This is a genomic window from Rummeliibacillus sp. G93 (assembly GCF_023515935.1).
In the GTDB taxonomy this organism is placed as follows: domain Bacteria; phylum Bacillota; class Bacilli; order Bacillales_A; family Planococcaceae; genus Rummeliibacillus; species Rummeliibacillus stabekisii.
Genome location: NZ_CP097314.1, coordinates 1,611,080 through 1,627,244, shown reverse-complemented (window position 1 = coordinate 1,627,244; position 16,165 = coordinate 1,611,080). Strand labels below are relative to the sequence as shown.

Here is a 16,165-nt window from a genome sequence, read left to right as displayed (position 1 = left end):
TTTATTGTCCACCTCCAAGAGAAGCAAGGACATTTAGTATTTTTTGAAAGAATTCTTCACGGGAAAGTTGCATTTTTTGAATTTCCGCATAGATTCCTCCATCTTTGATAAATAAAATACGTTTACAAAAGCTTGCTGCGAAGGCATCATGTGTGACCATCATTATGGTTGAATGATTTTGCTCATTAAGTACTGTTAAACTTTCCAATAAATCAGTAGCAGATTTGGAATCCAAGGCCCCTGTTGGCTCATCCGCCAAAATAAGACTTGGTTTTGTCACCATCGCTCTTGAAGCGGCTGTTCTCTGCTTTTGCCCGCCAGAGATTTGATATGGATATTTATCAAGTATTCCTTGAATACCAAATGTTTCGGCTATTTCTTTTACACGTGTTTCTATTACATTTGGAGATACTTTGGACAATGCAAGAGGCAATAAGATATTTTCCCTTACTGTTAAAGTATCTAGCAAATTATAATCTTGAAAAATAAAACCAAGGTTATTACGGCGAAAATCTGATAACTGCTCTTCCTTCATGGTTACAATATTTTGACCAGCTATGATTACTTCACCTGAAGAGGGAGTATCAATAGTAGAAAATATATTAAGTAATGTAGATTTCCCTGCACCTGAAGGACCCATGATACCAATAAATTCACCTTCATTTATTTTAAAGTCAATATCCTCCAATGCTTTATATTGATTTCCTTTTGTCCCATACACTTTTTGAACATTTTTTGCGGATAAGATGGTTTTCATTGAAATGTCCTCCTTTAATGACTACATTTCAGATTATATTGGACCGACCTTACACTGTTTTAATCTAAACCTTACATAAACCTTAAATATAGAGAAATCATCAAGAATGAAGTTAAAAAGTTATGATTTCAAATGTAGTTTCGTAGAAACTCATTGTAAAATATCATAATGTTTCTTGTCGTTGATTTTTGATTATTTTAATATAGACTAACGAGGTATATAAATTTAAAATATAACGATAAATAAAAAGAGATGGCTGAATGCCCATCCCTTATTTTTTGTGTAAGATTTCTTTTATTTGATTGAAGTGATGCTGATCATGTTCTGCAAGACCTTCAAAGTAGTCGTATAAATTTAGCGTTGTTTGTCCAATAGTTATCTCTTCTTTCCAACGAATATCTGGAATTCCCTCTATTTTTTGAAGAAGTTCACTTCTTACTAAAATAAAGTCGGTTATAATTACCTTTTTTTCTTGTTCTCTAGCATTATGAGCAGATGTAGCATTTAATGTTTTTACATCAGGCCCTATTGGAAGTTCCTGAACTGAAAATAGGTAAGGTAAACGGTTATTTATGATAAATTCATCCCAAGGAATTAAATGTCCAATGATTTCAGCTACAGTCCATTTCCCTTCTTCTATTTTCCTCCTCCATTGCTCTTCTCTTAAATTATTCAATGATCGCACAAATTCTATAGCATATTGATGATGTTTAATTATCTTATTTCGTCCATTTATATTCATATAATCGTCTCTCTTCTTATATTATTTACTATGTAAGGTTCCAAACAAATAGAGTGGTTTTCCAAATGAATTAGCTATAGTTTATCATCCTTAATAATTATTTTCTTTATCAAGATAAAATAAAGCCCCTCAGCTAATTGCTGAGAGGTTTTATAGTTTTATTCTGCTTCGTCTGCTTTTTTCTGGTTAAATTCAGTTTTGATCGCATCTAACAAGTCAGGTTCAGTTATTAAGCGCAAAGCAGTAAGAGCAAGTGCTTTAGCACCTTTAATTAACGCTTCATCACCCTTTTCAGATTTTGCAGCTTCTCTAAATGCAATCGTGTGAGGTACAAGATCATCTGGACCAATTTTAATATATGGATGTATAGTAGGGACTACCTGGCTGATATTACCTGCATCTGTAGAGCCGATTCCATCACGTCCGCCAGCAACCTTCTCCCCTAACTCTTCTATTATGTCTTTAAACACTGCATTGAATGTATCATTAAGCAACAGATTATCTACTTCATTTTGGAAGGCAATAATATTAAGTTTTGCCCCAGTTGCGAGTGCTGCTCCTTCAGCGATAGCTTTTACTCGTTTGGTTACTTCGTTCAAACCTTTTCTTGTTGCTGCTCGAATGAAGAATCTAGCTTTTGCATATTCAGGCACAATATTCGGTGCATCCCCACCATGTGTAATAATTCCGTGAATACGAACATCACTTGTCACATGTTGGCGTAGGGCATTAATGCCATTAAACAATTGAATAACAGCATCCAGTGCATTGATACCTTTTTCAGGGGTTGCTGCTGCATGCGCCGCTGCACCGATAAACTCGAAATCGAGCGGATCTACTGCAAGCGATGGCGATGTTAGATTGGTTACACCTTGAGGATGTATCATCATTGCCGCATCAATTCCTTCTACTAATCCGTGTTTCACAAAGCTACCTTTCGCGCTTCCATTTGGTCCTCCCTCTTCTGCAGGTGTACCAAAGACAACCGCTTCTCCACCAACCTCATCCACCACTTTGCTTAAACTAATAGCAGCAGCAACACTCATGGTTCCAATAATATTATGCCCGCATGCATGACCGATTCCAGGAAGAGCATCATATTCAGCTAAAAAAGCAATTGATGGACCTGGTTTAGTAGATTTATAACGAGCAACAAATGCTGTTTTGTGACCAGCCACATCTCTCTCTACTGCAAAACCTTCTTCTTGGAGAAGGTTTGTTAATTCTTCAGAAGCAAAAAATTCCTCATTTCCGATCTCTGGATTATTATGAATCCTGTGGCTTGTTTCAATATACCTTCCTTGATTAACATCCACATTTGCTGTTATTGCCTCACTTAAATGTGTAAGTACTTGTGTCATATTAATTCCTCCTCATATTTTATTAAACTTTTAGCAACAATCTTTTTACCAACCTATTTTCTTCAATGGTACAAATGTTGGGATCAGTGTGCCGCCATATTCTTTATTGATGAATTTCGCTGTATCTTCCTCTTGGTATAACTCTGCAATTCGTTTTAAGGTTTTGTTGTTTTTATCTTTGTCATTCACTGCGATAATGTTCAGATAATCAATTGCTGTCTCGCTCTCATGGAAAATTGAATCTTTGATTGGATTAAGACTTGCATCTCGGGCAATACCGTTATTAATAACGCCTGCATCCACATCTTCTAATGCTCTCGGTATTTGAGCAGGAGCAGTAGGAATAAGTTCAATATTTTTAGGGTTTTCAATGACACTATCTTTAATAGAGCCTAAGCCATCATAACCATCTACTAATTTTATAAGGCCAGCCTCCTGCAGTAATAATAGGGCTCTCCCTTGATTTGAAACATCATTTGGCAAAGCAATCTTTGCACCTTTTTTGATATCTTTAATGTCCTTCAATTTGTTTGAGTAAACAGCCATAGGTGCTAAACATGTTGTAGCAATTGGAACAAGTTTAAGATTATGTTCTTTAATAAATTGGTCAAAATAAGCAACAGTTTGGAATGAATTGGCATCCAACTCACCATCTGCTAACGCTGTATTTGGAAGTACGTAATCATTAAAAGATACAAGCTTAATTTTGATTCCTTCTTTAGCTGCTTTTTTCGCTACATAATCCCAAATTTGCGTATCTGTCCCCGTAATGCCGATTTTATATGTTTTTGATTTTCCATCTGCCTCCTTACCGCTGGATTCGCTTGAACAGGCTGCCGTAAAAATAACTAGTGACAGCACCAGAATGGATAGTAAACATTTTTTCATTTTAATTTCCTCCTTAGATTAACCTCTTCTTATTTTTTTCGATAAAATGTTGCCAAATGACTGTAGCCCCTGAACCAAAACAATTAGTATGGCTACGGTAATTAGCATGGTGGTCGTATCAAAACGTTGATAGCCGAACGTTATGGCTAAGTCGCCAATACCACCGCCGCCTACGGTTCCTGCCATAGCCGATGCTCCAATCAGACCAATTGTCGCGATGGTAAAATTCACAATAAGTGAACTAAGAGCCTCAGGCAGTAAAAACCTGAAAATTGTCTGAAATGGAGTAGCCCCCATAGCATCTGCCGCCTCTAAAACACCTTTATCAACCTCTAGTAGCGAGCTTTCAACTAATCGAGCAATGTAAGGGCCTGCGTAGAAGACTAGTGGAACAATAGCTGCAGATGTTCCAATAGATGTTCCGACAATGAGCCGGGTAACTGGGATGATGGCTACGAGCAAAATAATAAAGGGCACAGATCGGAAAACATTGATCACTGCATTTAAAACCGTGAATACTGGAAGGTTCTCAATGATCTGTCCTTTACGAGTGACAAATAACAGGATGCCTAGCGGAAGGCCGATAATGATTGAAAAGATAAATGAAAAACCAACCATTTGAATAGTTTGAATGAGCGCTTCAATGATTTGTTCAGAATTAACTAGCATGTGCTACCACTTCCTTGTAAAGAATTTGTTGAGCTTGCATATATGATAATGCTCGTTTCACTTCCGTATCGGCTCCTTGGATTTCAACAATCAGTTTGCCAAAAGGAATACCTTGCAGTTCGGTAATATTGCCGAATAGCACATTGATTTCCACATCGAGAATTTTAGATAACTGTGATAAAAAAGGACTTCCTGTAGACTCGCCGACAAACGTAATATGGAAAATATGATTTAGTGCTTGCTTGCGTTCCATCATATTGAGTATTGATGGTGGAATTTGATCATGCATTACGGTACTAACAAAGTTTTGAGCAGTGTTAGTTTTCGGTGCGGAAAAGATATCAAATACTGTTCCTTCTTCTATCACTTTCCCCGCTTCCATCACTGCCACTCTGTCGCATATTTCTCGAATGACAGCCATTTCATGCGTGATCATTAAAATCGTAATCCCATACTCTTTGTTAATCTTCTTCAAGAGTTCCAATATGGAACCAGTTGTCTGTGGATCTAGAGCAGAGGTCGCTTCATCACAAAGTAGAATTGAAGGCTGTGTTGCTAAAGCGCGCGCTATGCCTACGCGTTGTTTCTGGCCGCCGGATAGTTGATCAGGATAGACTTGAGCTTTGTCACCTAAACCAACGAATTCAAGTAATTCTGAAACCCTTTGTTTGATTTGATCCTTAGGAACTTTACTTAAAATGAGCGGCATGGCTACATTTGCATATACTGTTTTGGAATTGAGCAAATTAAAGTGTTGAAATACCATACCAATGCTTTTCTTTACTTCGCGAATTCGCTTTTTGCTAATGGTTGTTAAGTCATGACCGTCTACTATGACTTTTCCGGAAGTAGGTTTTTCTAGTGAATTTACACAACGAATTAAGGAGCTTTTTCCTGCACCACTGAAGCCGACTACGCCAAATATTTCACCTTTATTAACTTTTAAATTAATCGAATTTAATGCACGTATCTCCTTTCCTCCGCTGTTATACACTTTAGAAACATTTTGGAATTCTATCATCCGTTCAATCTCCTTCCGATTTTTTCAACAAAAAAGTCCTTCTCCATGGAAGAAGAAGGACAGTAAGACATATGACTTCATATGTACGGTAACGTCTTCTTATCTTCCAAGCTTAATCGCTTGCTGGAATTGGCACGGTGCAAAAATGTCCGCTGCCGAGGTTTCAAAGGGCCAGTCCCTCCACCTCTCTTGATAAGGGCAATATTTAATTAAGTATAAGTGGTACATCTGCTAAACTGTGTTTTTAATTCCCCCTTTCAAATTAATTTTGCCATAAAAAAATCCTTCTCCATGGAAGAAGAAGGACACAAAGACATATGGCTTCATATGTACAAATACGTGTTCTTATCTTCCAAGCTTAATCGCTTGCTGGAATTGGCACGGTGCATATGTCCGTTGCCGAAGCTTCACAGGGCCAGTCCCTCCGCTTCTCTGGATAAGAAAAATGATTATTTGATTGATTTTTACTATACATGGTCATTTTTGAATAGTCAATATAAAATAATATTTTAAAAGATTTTTATTTTTCTTATTGATGTTTCTTTTATTATTTACATAGACTAACGAGGTTTATATATTTATTATTTTTATCTATTTTCAATGATTATTTCTCTAATAATCATTATATATTTTAGAAAATTTTGATAAAGTGTTATTACCCATATTTTACAAAGGAGTAATTCTATGAAAAAAATACTGACTGTTTTTTTGCTTGTAAGCTTTGTATTTCTTCTTAACTTTCTTATTTTAGGTCCTACTCGTACCTTGCTACCTTATTGGACTTCTTTCTTTATCATTTGTTTAGTCATTACCTTATTTAATTTCTTCCGATCAATGAATAAAAATTTTACAGTAACATTTATTTTTATGGGTGTTGCATTGGGTTGTTTAGGTTTATGTTTATTTTCTTTTTTGATTACTAGTGGATATGAAATTTACAAATAAAAGAGGAAAAATACTCTTTCCAATTTAAAAGCCGATGAAATTTTACAGCTAAGTAGAATTTCATCGGCTTTTATAGATAGTTTATAGTAAACAAAGTACAAGAAAGAGACTTTAGTAGTTTCGTTTATTAATTATTTTCCAAGCTTATAATCATACTGATACACTACTTTCCCTGTTTCGTTGTTGATTTTATATTGATAACGTCCCGTCCAAGCATAGACAAACTTTGTGTCAGCGAATACTTCTAATGAAGTGGTGGCATTCTCAAGTGGAGCATCTAAAAGTTGCTCCCAAATCAAGTCTTGTTTTGTAAGATCAAGTAAGGCTAAGGTCTGCCGATTATCGTTGCGCTTTTTCTGATAAACAATGAGCTGCTTTTCAACAGGCTTACTTTCAACTAGCCTTACGCCCATTAGCTCGGGGTAAAGTTTTTTTATTTTCTCGCTTCGTTTTTCAACACCTGCTACACTCTCATCCCATCCTACTGGTAAAGTACGTATTTTATCAGCATAACTCGGATCTTCTTTTATTTCGTTCGTAGCTAAATTTAACTTAAAATAACGACCATCTAAGCCGTAAAGATAGACTTTATTTAGACCTTTAATAGAATAGTCAGTATACATGTAGCTTAAATTATCTTCTAATACAGGGAATTTATTCAGAAAGTCTTTTTCGTCTGCTTGCTTTTTCCCTGTTTTTGGATCTATAAAATAAAGGGTTTTCTTTTTATTATTTAACACCAACAGTCCCTCGCTAGTCTCTCCTACTAAGTATTCTTGCCAAGTAGAGATCCTACTCCACAGCTTTTTACCAGTATGAAGATCAATAGCACTCATTAAGAAACCTTTAAAGTTGGTGGTTATTCCATTTTCTGTTCCATTGGGTGTAGTTTTACTTATTTTAACGACCGATATTGGCTTTTCTTTTAAATCGAAGAGTACAACAGGTGATTCTAGTTCAATTCTTTTGGGTGCGAAAAGTCCATTAAACCCCCATAACAGGCATGAAAAAACGAAAAACACCGTTATTAAAAACGAGCTGAATTTCAAGAACATTTTACCTAAGGTTTGTTCTTTTTTCTTCAATTGATAAATTTGGCGAGGTATAAAAATAAATAATGATAGGATAACTAAGGCAGCAATCACTGTTAACAGAATGTAATCAGACCGCCAACCTGTTGGTATCCAATTGGCTAGATAATTTGGCTGCAGGAACTTGAGTAAGGCCGAACCAAGTAGAAAATTAAAGAACAGTACAATAATTAATTTTTTAAAAATCTTAATTATTGAAAAAGGCTCAGTTTCTTCGTTTCTCTTCTTCGCTACTATATAAATCATCTTGATAGGCAAATATAATAAACGGAGGTAGAGTAAGATTAGAGCCGTATTATGTATTATATTAGAATTAAAGTTTAGCAGCATTAGCCACTTTTCAAAAAAATTTGTTATTATATCCATTTTTCAATCCTTTTAATTAATATTTTACTTAATTATATCATTCTCTTCCTATTTCTCACAGTTTTCACATGTCCAAGGCTCATGATCACCTAACCATCTCTAGCCTATTTTAAGATGAGGAACATTAGAAAACTTTCCTCACAAAAATCGTTCAGTAATTAAATAAGGTGACACCTAAGAATTGCCTAAATACAATGTATCTATCTCAATTTGAGTAGCTCCATTATCCATGTACTTAACATAGTATGCCTTTGCATTTGGTCTTGAACTAACAGAAGAAGATAATATTTCATTTTTAAAGTGAAGTGCCACTCCGTCATCAACTGCATAACCTTCTTTTATTTTCCCTTCCGAAACTAATTGTTTATATGAAGGCTTTCTTTTATTCTCACCGTCAAAATGGGGACAGTTACTTCCCTTTAAGAGCCCTAAACAATCCAACTTATACAAAGGAGCATTCAATGGGTCAGTTAATCCTTCTTCGAACCAACAAATTGAACCAGCACTTAATCCTGTTAGTATAATCCCTTTTTTATAAGCCTTTTTCAAAACGTTATCTAAACCCCATTCTTTCCATAAAACTAGCATATTTTTGGTATTGCCACCGCCTACATAGATTATATCTTGCTCCAGAACGTATCTTTCTAGGTCAGTAAATTCCGGCTCAAATAATGACAAATGAGAAGGCTGACAAGGTAGAGTCTTAAATGCCTTATAAAATCTATCAATATAATTTGTTTGATCTCCACTAGTCGTAGGAACAAAACAAACCTTTGGTAAATCTTTCTTAATTTGAGCTAATATATATTTATCAAGTAAGAGGTTTTCTGGCTCCATAGAAAAACCTCCTCCACCGCAATAATCTGTCTCATTTCTTCATCCCTCCTTGAATATCCCTTTTTCAAACTCCTACAAAAGGAGGTTTAATCTCCCCCCTCTATTTAATCAGTCTTCTTAAGCTGAAGTTCAAAATTAGTGCCTCACTATTATATGTTATTTAAGTGTACCAATTATTCCTAAAAAACGGAATAATATCATATGAAGTTGGATTTAAGAGCGTTGATTGACGTTAGACTTCTATTAAAATAACATTTTCAGAATAAATACCAAAAAAACTCCCTTCTTTACAATATCTTATCTTTCTATCAATATCTGCTTAATAATAGTTGATTAAAGTAAAGTTAGACCAAATAAAGGAGGAAATGTTATTGATGAAATCATTCTTATCAAAAAAGCTAATCTCGATTGCAGCCGTATCTACTCTAGCACTTAGCAGCTTTACTATTGCTGGTTCAGAGGCAGAGGCAAAAAGTTCTTCCAAGAAAACAACGCCTAAAAATGTCATTTTCCTAATCGGTGATGGTATGGGGAACTCATATACTTCCGCGTACCGGTATTTGAAAAATTCTTCAAACTCAAAGTTTAAAAACCAAACATCATTTGACAGGTACTTAGTTGGTCAACAAATGACTTACCCAGAAGATCCGTTACAAAATGTAACCGACTCTGCTTCTGCAGCAACGGCTATGTCAGCAGGGGTAAAAACGTACAATAATGCAATAGCAGTCGATAATAATAAGAAAGATGTGAAAACAGTCCTCGAATCAGCAAAAGAAATGGGCAAGGCAACTGGTTTAGTTGCTACTTCTGAAATTACACATGCTACTCCCGCTGCTTTCGGAGCCCATGATGAAAGCCGTAAGAATATGAACGGTATTGCAGATGATTACTTTGATGAATTAGTAAAAGGAAAACATAAAATTGATGTATTACTCGGCGGAGGCAAATCTAATTTCGTACGTGAAGATCGTGATTTGACAAAAGAATTTAAAAAAGATGGCTATAATTATGTTACCTCGAAAGCTGAATTACAAAAGAATAAGAATAATCAATTACTCGGATTATTTGCTGATGGCGGTATGGACAAGATGATTGATAGAAATGCCGAAACCCCTTCTCTCGCAGATATGACCAATTCAGCAATAAAACAGCTCAGCAAAGACAAAGACGGCTTCTTCTTAATGATTGAAGGAAGCCAAATTGATTGGGCAGGCCATGACAACGACATCGTTGGCGCTATGAGTGAAATGAAGGATTTTGAAAAAGCATTTCAAGCTGCTATCAATTACGCTAAAAAAGACAAAAACACATTAGTTGTGGCAACTGCCGATCACTCTACTGGCGGATTTTCGTTAGCAGCAAATGATGACTATAATTGGTTCCCTGAAGCCATTAAAGCTGCAAAGAAAACCCCTGATTTTATGGCAGCACAAATTGCTGGAGGAGCCGATGTTGAAGGTACATTAAAGAAATATAGCGGTTTGTCTTTAACGGAAGATGAAATCAATTCTGTAAAAGAAGCCAACACAGGTAAAGTAACAGATATCGATAATGCCATCGAAAAAATTTACGATAAGCGTTCAAACACAGGCTGGACTACTGGCGGGCATACTGGAGAAGATGTAAATGTTTATGCATTTGGTCCAGAATCAACAAAATTTGCAGGCCAAATCGATAATACAGATCAAGCGAAAATTATCTTTAATCTAATTGAAAAAAATAAAAAGAATAAAACAAAGATTAAAGATAAATAATACTCAGCTTTTAATATCTTTTCATCCCAAAACAGGTATATTTTCTATTAAATCTGTGAGAAAGCAGGCGTCTAAATGGCGCCTCTTTTCATAAGTTGGAGGGTTTTCTTTGAAGAAATTGTTATCTATGACCTTTATATGTCTCTGCTTTGCCACATTAACTGCGGGCTGCTTATTCCAATCAAACTCTTCAACTGATACACATGTTGAAGCTGCAAGTAATAAGGATTACCTAAAAACGTATCAACCTAATCCTCAAGTAACAGACGATCGTACACTTTTAAAGTCCGAGGACGATATAACGGACAAGCGTGGTTATGCAAAATTAGAGAACATTAATTTATCTCAGAAAAGCTATAAAATTGGAGACATTACACTAATCATTCGTGATGTTAAAAAAATTCATCTTGAACCAACGTATAGCATGATGGATTATTTTCATGTTTTAACACAAGATGAAACATTTAGCGTTGTAAAAGCATTCGTAGAAATTACGAATAATAGCGATAAAAGTTTACTTTTCTCCCCTGTTGGATCACTGACTGCTAATACCGGACAAAAGTGGACGTTTGAACATGATATATACCTGGACGATATAACAGGAGAAATCAAGCCTCATGAAACGAAAAAAGGTAATATTGGTTATGTTTTAGAAAATGGTAGCAACCCCAGGGAATTCACCCTTCAAACGAGTGATATTTTTGATAATAAAGAGCAAAAAGTAGCAGCTGGCACAAAAATTATACTTACTTTGCCAAAGTAAGAGTTTATGCCAGAAAGACAAAAAGCGGAAAAATGAGGTGATTTTCTTTTAGCCTTTTACATATTCGATATACGAACCAGCTAGCAATTCTATTGTTTGCTGGCTTTTTTACAATAATATGCTTAAGGATTATCAGGCAACCCATGTTTAATGATTACTATTCAATTCCCAAAATTGAAAGAATCAATAATAGTATCATAAAAAAAATAAAGCAACTCAGTATATGAATTTTAATCGACTTTTGTTGATTTTTACTTTTTCCTAATCCCGACGCAGCAATAATAATAAGTGATCCAAAAAATAAGAACATGATTGTTTGTGCAAATATCACTGACCAATACATTATAACAACTATAATCGTTAAATAGTTTAATAACATCAGTAACTTCAATACCTTAAAGGGATTCTTAAAGTTTAATTTTTTCTTCATATTAAGTATGAATATAACAAAAGATACTAAATATAAAATACAAAAAGTAATGCTAATAACAGACATAGCCAAAATTAATTACCTTCTCTTTCCAAAATTAATATATTCAACTACCCTGCTCCTGAGGAACGTTTGTAAATGATTATCTTATTCTATTAGTTTAGATTTATATATTACTATTTGGAGTATGATTGTATTGTTACTTTCACATGGTGCCGTCGTCCTCAATTGACGGTTTGCTTATTTATCCTCATATAAACGTCTATTTTACAACCTTTTATAGCATCACCTATATCCCCTGCAATAGCTAACCCATAACATTTTAACATAAACAATTATATGAAGAGGAATCACCTTAGTGTCAACTGCAATGACCTTTTTATATGGGTTTATTCTTAGATTGATACCAATCTTTGTGATTCCTGTACAGCCTACACATGTATCAGTATAAGTGGTTGTTGTAACATACATAGACTTTGGCTTTGCTTTCGCTTGACCATTAGTCGGCAACATACAAAACGAATTAAAAAAAGATTTTCACCAATAGTATTAGAGCATCCTAATGTATTCGTTTCTTAAACTATATACAATATTTGAAATAGAAAAAAGTTAAAAAATAGTCGGGACCATTCCCCCATCCATGCGGATTGGAGAACCTTTAAATGCGGATGCATAAGGACTACACACAAATGTAGTTAGTCTACCAATTTCCATTGGCTTGATAAATCGTTGTATTTCAGATTGGGGTAAGTTTTTAGACATAAAATCTTTCTCTTTTTCTGAAAAAGTTAAATCTTCATTAGGGTATATACCATCAATTATTTGATGAACATTTTCAGAGAGTGTTGGTCCTGGCATGATCGTATTAACTGTAACTTCTTTTCCGATTGTTAATTTAGATAAGCTTTTTGATAATGATAATAGCATTGATTTTGTCATACAGTACTGAGGCATTTGTCCTGAAGGCATTATTGCTTCCTCACTCGCAATAAAGATAACGCGACCATAATTATTTTTTAACATTTTAGGTAAATAAAAATTAGATAACCCATTTGCAGCAAGAACATTAATACGGAAGTATTTTTCCCATACTTCGTCGTCAATGTCCTCGAATTGCATAATTTCATAGATACCCATACTGTTAACTAAAATATCAATAGTGGGGTACTTTTTAAATAAAGCTTCTCTTTGTTGAATATCGACAATATCGCCTGTAGCATTTTGAGGAGAGGTTGCAGGGAACTCCGTTTTAATTTCATTTACAATTCGTTCTACCTCTTCATAATTTCGTCCATTAATTAGTACATTGACACCTTCTTTGGCAAGTTCAATGGCAATTGCTTTACCTATACCTTTCGTTGATCCTGTAACTAAAGCTATTTTATTGTTTAATCCCATATCCATAACACATTTCTCCATTTCATTTACCTTTTAGTTAATAATAAAAAATGCTCTTATCCTTTAAGATATTAATTAGGTTAATATTTTCTAATATAATGTAAAAAATTGTACATATAAGAAAAAGTTAATTTATCGAGTTTGTATTTAAATGTTCAGTCCGCCAATTTGCGGGAGTATCACCTTCCCAAATGCGGAATGCGCGGTAGAACGAGTTTTGGTCTTCGTATCCAACCATAAATGCCACTTCTTTAATTTCGAACGAGGGGTCTGCCAAGTACTCTCGAGCCAAACCATATCGGACTTGTGTCAAAAGCTGTTTGAAACTCGTGCCTTCATCAGTAAGACGTCGCTGCAAGGTGCGACCGCTCATCCCCAGCTCGCTAGCGACAGTCTTAATGTCAGGGCACCCTCCTGGTAGGCTACGTTTCATGATCCACTTGACCATTTCAGTGATTGAGCGACTGTGTTGCTGCTTATCCAACGATTTATCCAATACGGGAGTTAAAATCTCGAGCAACTCTTCGTTATACGAGACAAAAGGGAGGTCCAGATCTCCTCGATGTAGCGTCAACCTGTTACAATTTCCTCCAATCCGGATATGGCAGCCAAAGTAAGCTTCAAGTACCTCTTTGTCCCCCATTGATTGTGAAAATTCGACAGATCTCGCCATCACTGGTTTACCTGTGCCGCGACGTCCAAGCTCCAAAAGAAATGCCAGCGTGATTCCAACCAGCATAGATGGTCCCGATTGCTCGGTATACAACCAATCTAGTTCAATTGTACAGACCTCACCTTCCTCAGTGATACGAAGGCTTTCAGGAGGACACAGTTGTTTATACCGTGCCATACGTTTTAAAGCGTCACGGTAGTCACGAGCATGGTAAGTCGCTAAGACTGCGGGTGGGTAATGCGCTGTTTCAAAGACGGTCGTAAGCTTAATAATTCCTTCGGCAGTGTCCTCAATGAGATCCGAGTATGCCTGCCAAATCGCAAAATACTGTTGGTTGGTGACAGTTGGGTCAGCAATAATGGTGAGCGGTAGTTGTGCTTTTCGAGCCACGTCGTGGGGAGCAATTCCTAATTGATGTAAGCCTGCCCAGAATCCTGCTGGGAATTTAATACGATTATGAGACTTCATAATGGGTCCTCCTTTAGCTATCTATAAATTCATTAGTTCTGATTGTGTTTGCGTTCTACCTAGTTTTCAGGATAGATATTATAATACCTATTTAATGTCGCCTTGTAACTAGTGGAGGGCGACATTTCGTTAGCCAACTGCGTCAACCAAATCCGTTAGTATTAGTACGATTAACGAAATGAAGCTGCCGATTAAATAGGCAGCTTCATTAAAAGATATGATTCTTTCTTTTAGTAAATAATTTATAGTAATCTCAGCTTAAAGGCTTTCATGCTTGATAATTATAGAGGGCTTTTTAAAGATTATGGGGCTGGTCATCATATTTTTCCAATCCGAAATCATTAACATGTCTGCGTCAGCTTTGATAAGAGATTTGACGGTAACTTCTATTATTTCATTTTTAAAGGTAATATTTAGTTTAATCATTTTTAATATATCATTAAGAATGTCTCAACATAGGTAGTAAAGACATTTACTTGAAATTCATTTTCAAACCATTCAATAGAATGAACTAACTATTGTTTAATCTTTATTAATTTGTAACCAATGTAAAGAATCAAGAACCAAATCGGTGCAACAAACAATGCAACCCGCATACCAGGAATGAACGCCATTAAGACAACGACCATTAATAAGAATGTTAGGGCAATATATGAAGAAATTGGATGCCAAGGCATTTTGAATTTCAGCGCTGCAACTTCTTCTTTTGATTTTGCTTTACGGAATTTAATTTGTGTACATAAAATAATTGTCCAGCTCGTCACAACGGCAACTGTTGCCACTGCAGAGATGTATGTAAATACTTGCTCTGGTACGACATAATTTAAGACAACGGCTATTAACAACATCGCAGAAGAGAATAAAATACCACGGACAGGTGTACCATTTTTGCTTACTCGCTTGAACACTTTTGATCCCTGATTTTGTAATGCTAAGTTGTATAACATACGGCCTGAACCATATAGTCCACTGTTGAATGCTGAAACCGCTGCTGTAATGACAACGAAGTTAATAATATGTGCTGCTGCGGGAATACCGATTGCATCGAATATTTGAACGAATGGGCTGCCACTTGAACCAACTTCATCCCAAGGATAAATGGCCATCATAACACCTAAAGCGCCAATGTAGAAAATTAAAATACGCCAAACGATATTGTTAATTGCCTTTGGCACTGATTTACTGGGATTTTTTGCTTCTCCAGCTGTGATACCAACTAGTTCTACGCCCCCAAATGAAAACATTACTAAGACGAAACACATTAACAATCCTTCAAGACCATTTGGCATGAAACCGCCATGTTCCCAAAGATTACTTAAGCCCATTGGCTCGCCATTGTTACCGACACCGAAAATAATAATACATAAACCTACAATAATCATTGCAACAATTGCCACAACTTTGATCATCGCGAACCAGAATTCGAATTCACCGTACATTTTTACATTCGCTAAGTTAACAAGTGTCATGACGACAAGAACGACAAGTGCTGTTACCCATTGTGGTATATCTGGGAACCAGTAGTTAATATACACGCCTACCACTGTTAATTCTGCCATCCCAACGACAATCCACATGAACCAATATGTCCATCCTGTTAAGAAGCCCGCGAATTTCCCTACATATTTATCGGCATACTTGCTGAATGAGCCAGAGACAGGTTCAGCGACAGCCATTTCACCCAATGCACGCATGATCGTAAAGATGACTAATCCTCCAATTAAATACGCTAGCAATACAGCAGGACCTGCTAATTGAATCGTTGAACTTGAACCATAGAATAAGCCGACGCCAATCGACCCACCCAGAGCAATTAATTGCATATGACGGTTACTTAAATCACGTTTTAACTGTGAATCTTGATGATTTTCTTTCATACTTCCTTACTCCTCATCCTGTGAAATTTTCAAAATGTTTTGTGCAAAAAGGATAAAAAAAAACGCCCTTTTGGATTAACCAAAAGGACGATTCAACTCGTGTTACCACCTTTAATTTGTTA

14 protein-coding genes, 1 pseudogene, 2 riboswitches and 1 other annotated feature (1 of these 18 only partly in view) are annotated in these 16,165 nt (G+C 35.8%); of the genes and pseudogenes, 3 read left to right on the top strand and 12 right to left on the bottom strand.

The window, feature by feature from the left end; translation table 11 throughout:
• Window position 1: 1 nt before the first annotated feature.
• The 6 genes from M2M59_RS08075 to M2M59_RS08050 form a co-directional block, all read right to left on the bottom strand.
• Window positions 2-757, bottom strand: coding sequence for an ABC transporter ATP-binding protein (locus tag M2M59_RS08075; RefSeq protein WP_147193458.1), 756 nt, complete (start codon window positions 755-757; stop codon window positions 2-4).
• A 271-nt stretch (window positions 758-1,028) separates the two neighbouring features.
• Window positions 1,029-1,499: a DinB family protein gene (locus M2M59_RS08070; protein WP_249774259.1), complete on the bottom strand. Its 471-nt coding sequence runs from the start codon at window positions 1,497-1,499 to the stop codon at window positions 1,029-1,031.
• Between the two features lie 158 nt (window positions 1,500-1,657).
• The gene (locus M2M59_RS08065) at window positions 1,658-2,860 is read right to left on the bottom strand and encodes a M20 family metallopeptidase (RefSeq protein ID WP_249774258.1); all 1,203 of its coding nucleotides are present in this window, start codon (window positions 2,858-2,860) and stop codon (window positions 1,658-1,660) included.
• Window positions 2,861-2,905: 45 nt separating this feature from the next.
• Window positions 2,906-3,748, bottom strand: coding sequence for a MetQ/NlpA family ABC transporter substrate-binding protein (locus M2M59_RS08060; protein WP_249774257.1), 843 nt, complete (start codon window positions 3,746-3,748; stop codon window positions 2,906-2,908).
• A gap of 18 nt (window positions 3,749-3,766) precedes the next feature.
• Window positions 3,767-4,417, bottom strand: coding sequence for a methionine ABC transporter permease (locus M2M59_RS08055; protein WP_066787149.1), 651 nt, complete (start codon window positions 4,415-4,417; stop codon window positions 3,767-3,769).
• Window positions 4,407-5,438 (bottom strand): methionine ABC transporter ATP-binding protein, encoded by a 1,032-nt coding sequence (locus M2M59_RS08050; protein WP_150284414.1) that lies wholly within the window; start codon window positions 5,436-5,438, stop codon window positions 4,407-4,409. The genes M2M59_RS08055 and M2M59_RS08050 overlap by 11 nt, the downstream gene beginning before the upstream one ends.
• Window positions 5,439-5,534: 96 nt before the next feature.
• Window positions 5,535-5,637, bottom strand: a riboswitch (SAM riboswitch).
• 143 nt (window positions 5,638-5,780) lie between these two features.
• Window positions 5,781-5,881, bottom strand: a riboswitch (SAM riboswitch).
• Between the two features lie 241 nt (window positions 5,882-6,122).
• Here M2M59_RS08050 and M2M59_RS08045 point away from each other — a divergent pair.
• Window positions 6,123-6,383: a hypothetical protein gene (locus M2M59_RS08045; RefSeq protein ID WP_249775957.1), complete on the top strand. Its 261-nt coding sequence runs from the start codon at window positions 6,123-6,125 to the stop codon at window positions 6,381-6,383.
• 131 nt (window positions 6,384-6,514) lie between these two features.
• Here M2M59_RS08045 and M2M59_RS08040 read toward each other — a convergent pair whose 3' ends face one another.
• A complete protein-coding gene (locus M2M59_RS08040; RefSeq protein WP_249775956.1) occupies window positions 6,515-7,840 on the bottom strand; it encodes a PA2928 family protein in 1,326 nt (441 codons plus the stop codon).
• 174 nt (window positions 7,841-8,014) lie between these two features.
• Window positions 8,015-8,695 (bottom strand): annotated as a pseudogene (locus M2M59_RS08035) (Type 1 glutamine amidotransferase-like domain-containing protein); the annotation flags it as partial.
• Between the two features lie 356 nt (window positions 8,696-9,051).
• Between M2M59_RS08035 and M2M59_RS08030 the strand changes: the two are divergent.
• The gene (locus tag M2M59_RS08030; RefSeq protein ID WP_249775989.1) at window positions 9,052-10,434 is read left to right on the top strand and encodes an alkaline phosphatase; all 1,383 of its coding nucleotides are present in this window, start codon (window positions 9,052-9,054) and stop codon (window positions 10,432-10,434) included.
• A gap of 109 nt (window positions 10,435-10,543) precedes the next feature.
• The gene (locus M2M59_RS08025; protein ID WP_249775954.1) at window positions 10,544-11,197 is read left to right on the top strand and encodes a DUF4352 domain-containing protein; all 654 of its coding nucleotides are present in this window, start codon (window positions 10,544-10,546) and stop codon (window positions 11,195-11,197) included.
• A 654-nt stretch (window positions 11,198-11,851) separates the two neighbouring features.
• Here the strand turns inward: M2M59_RS08025 and M2M59_RS08020 are convergent.
• The 4 genes from M2M59_RS08020 to M2M59_RS08005 all read right to left on the bottom strand — a co-directional run bounded on the left by M2M59_RS08020 (window position 11,852) and on the right by M2M59_RS08005 (window position 16,043).
• Entirely contained in the window at window positions 11,852-11,956 is a 105-nt protein-coding gene (locus M2M59_RS08020; RefSeq protein ID WP_249775953.1) for a 3D domain-containing protein, read from the bottom strand.
• Window positions 11,957-12,236: 280 nt separating this feature from the next.
• The gene (locus M2M59_RS08015; RefSeq protein WP_249775952.1) at window positions 12,237-13,031 is read right to left on the bottom strand and encodes an SDR family NAD(P)-dependent oxidoreductase; all 795 of its coding nucleotides are present in this window, start codon (window positions 13,029-13,031) and stop codon (window positions 12,237-12,239) included.
• 121 nt (window positions 13,032-13,152) lie between these two features.
• Window positions 13,153-14,166, bottom strand: a complete 1,014-nt coding sequence (locus M2M59_RS08010; protein WP_249775951.1) for an AraC family transcriptional regulator — start codon at window positions 14,164-14,166, stop codon at window positions 13,153-13,155.
• A 515-nt stretch (window positions 14,167-14,681) separates the two neighbouring features.
• A complete protein-coding gene (locus tag M2M59_RS08005; protein WP_249775950.1) occupies window positions 14,682-16,043 on the bottom strand; it encodes an amino acid permease in 1,362 nt (453 codons plus the stop codon).
• Window positions 16,044-16,123: 80 nt separating this feature from the next.
• Window positions 16,124-16,165, bottom strand: a binding site (T-box leader); it runs 218 nt beyond the window's last position.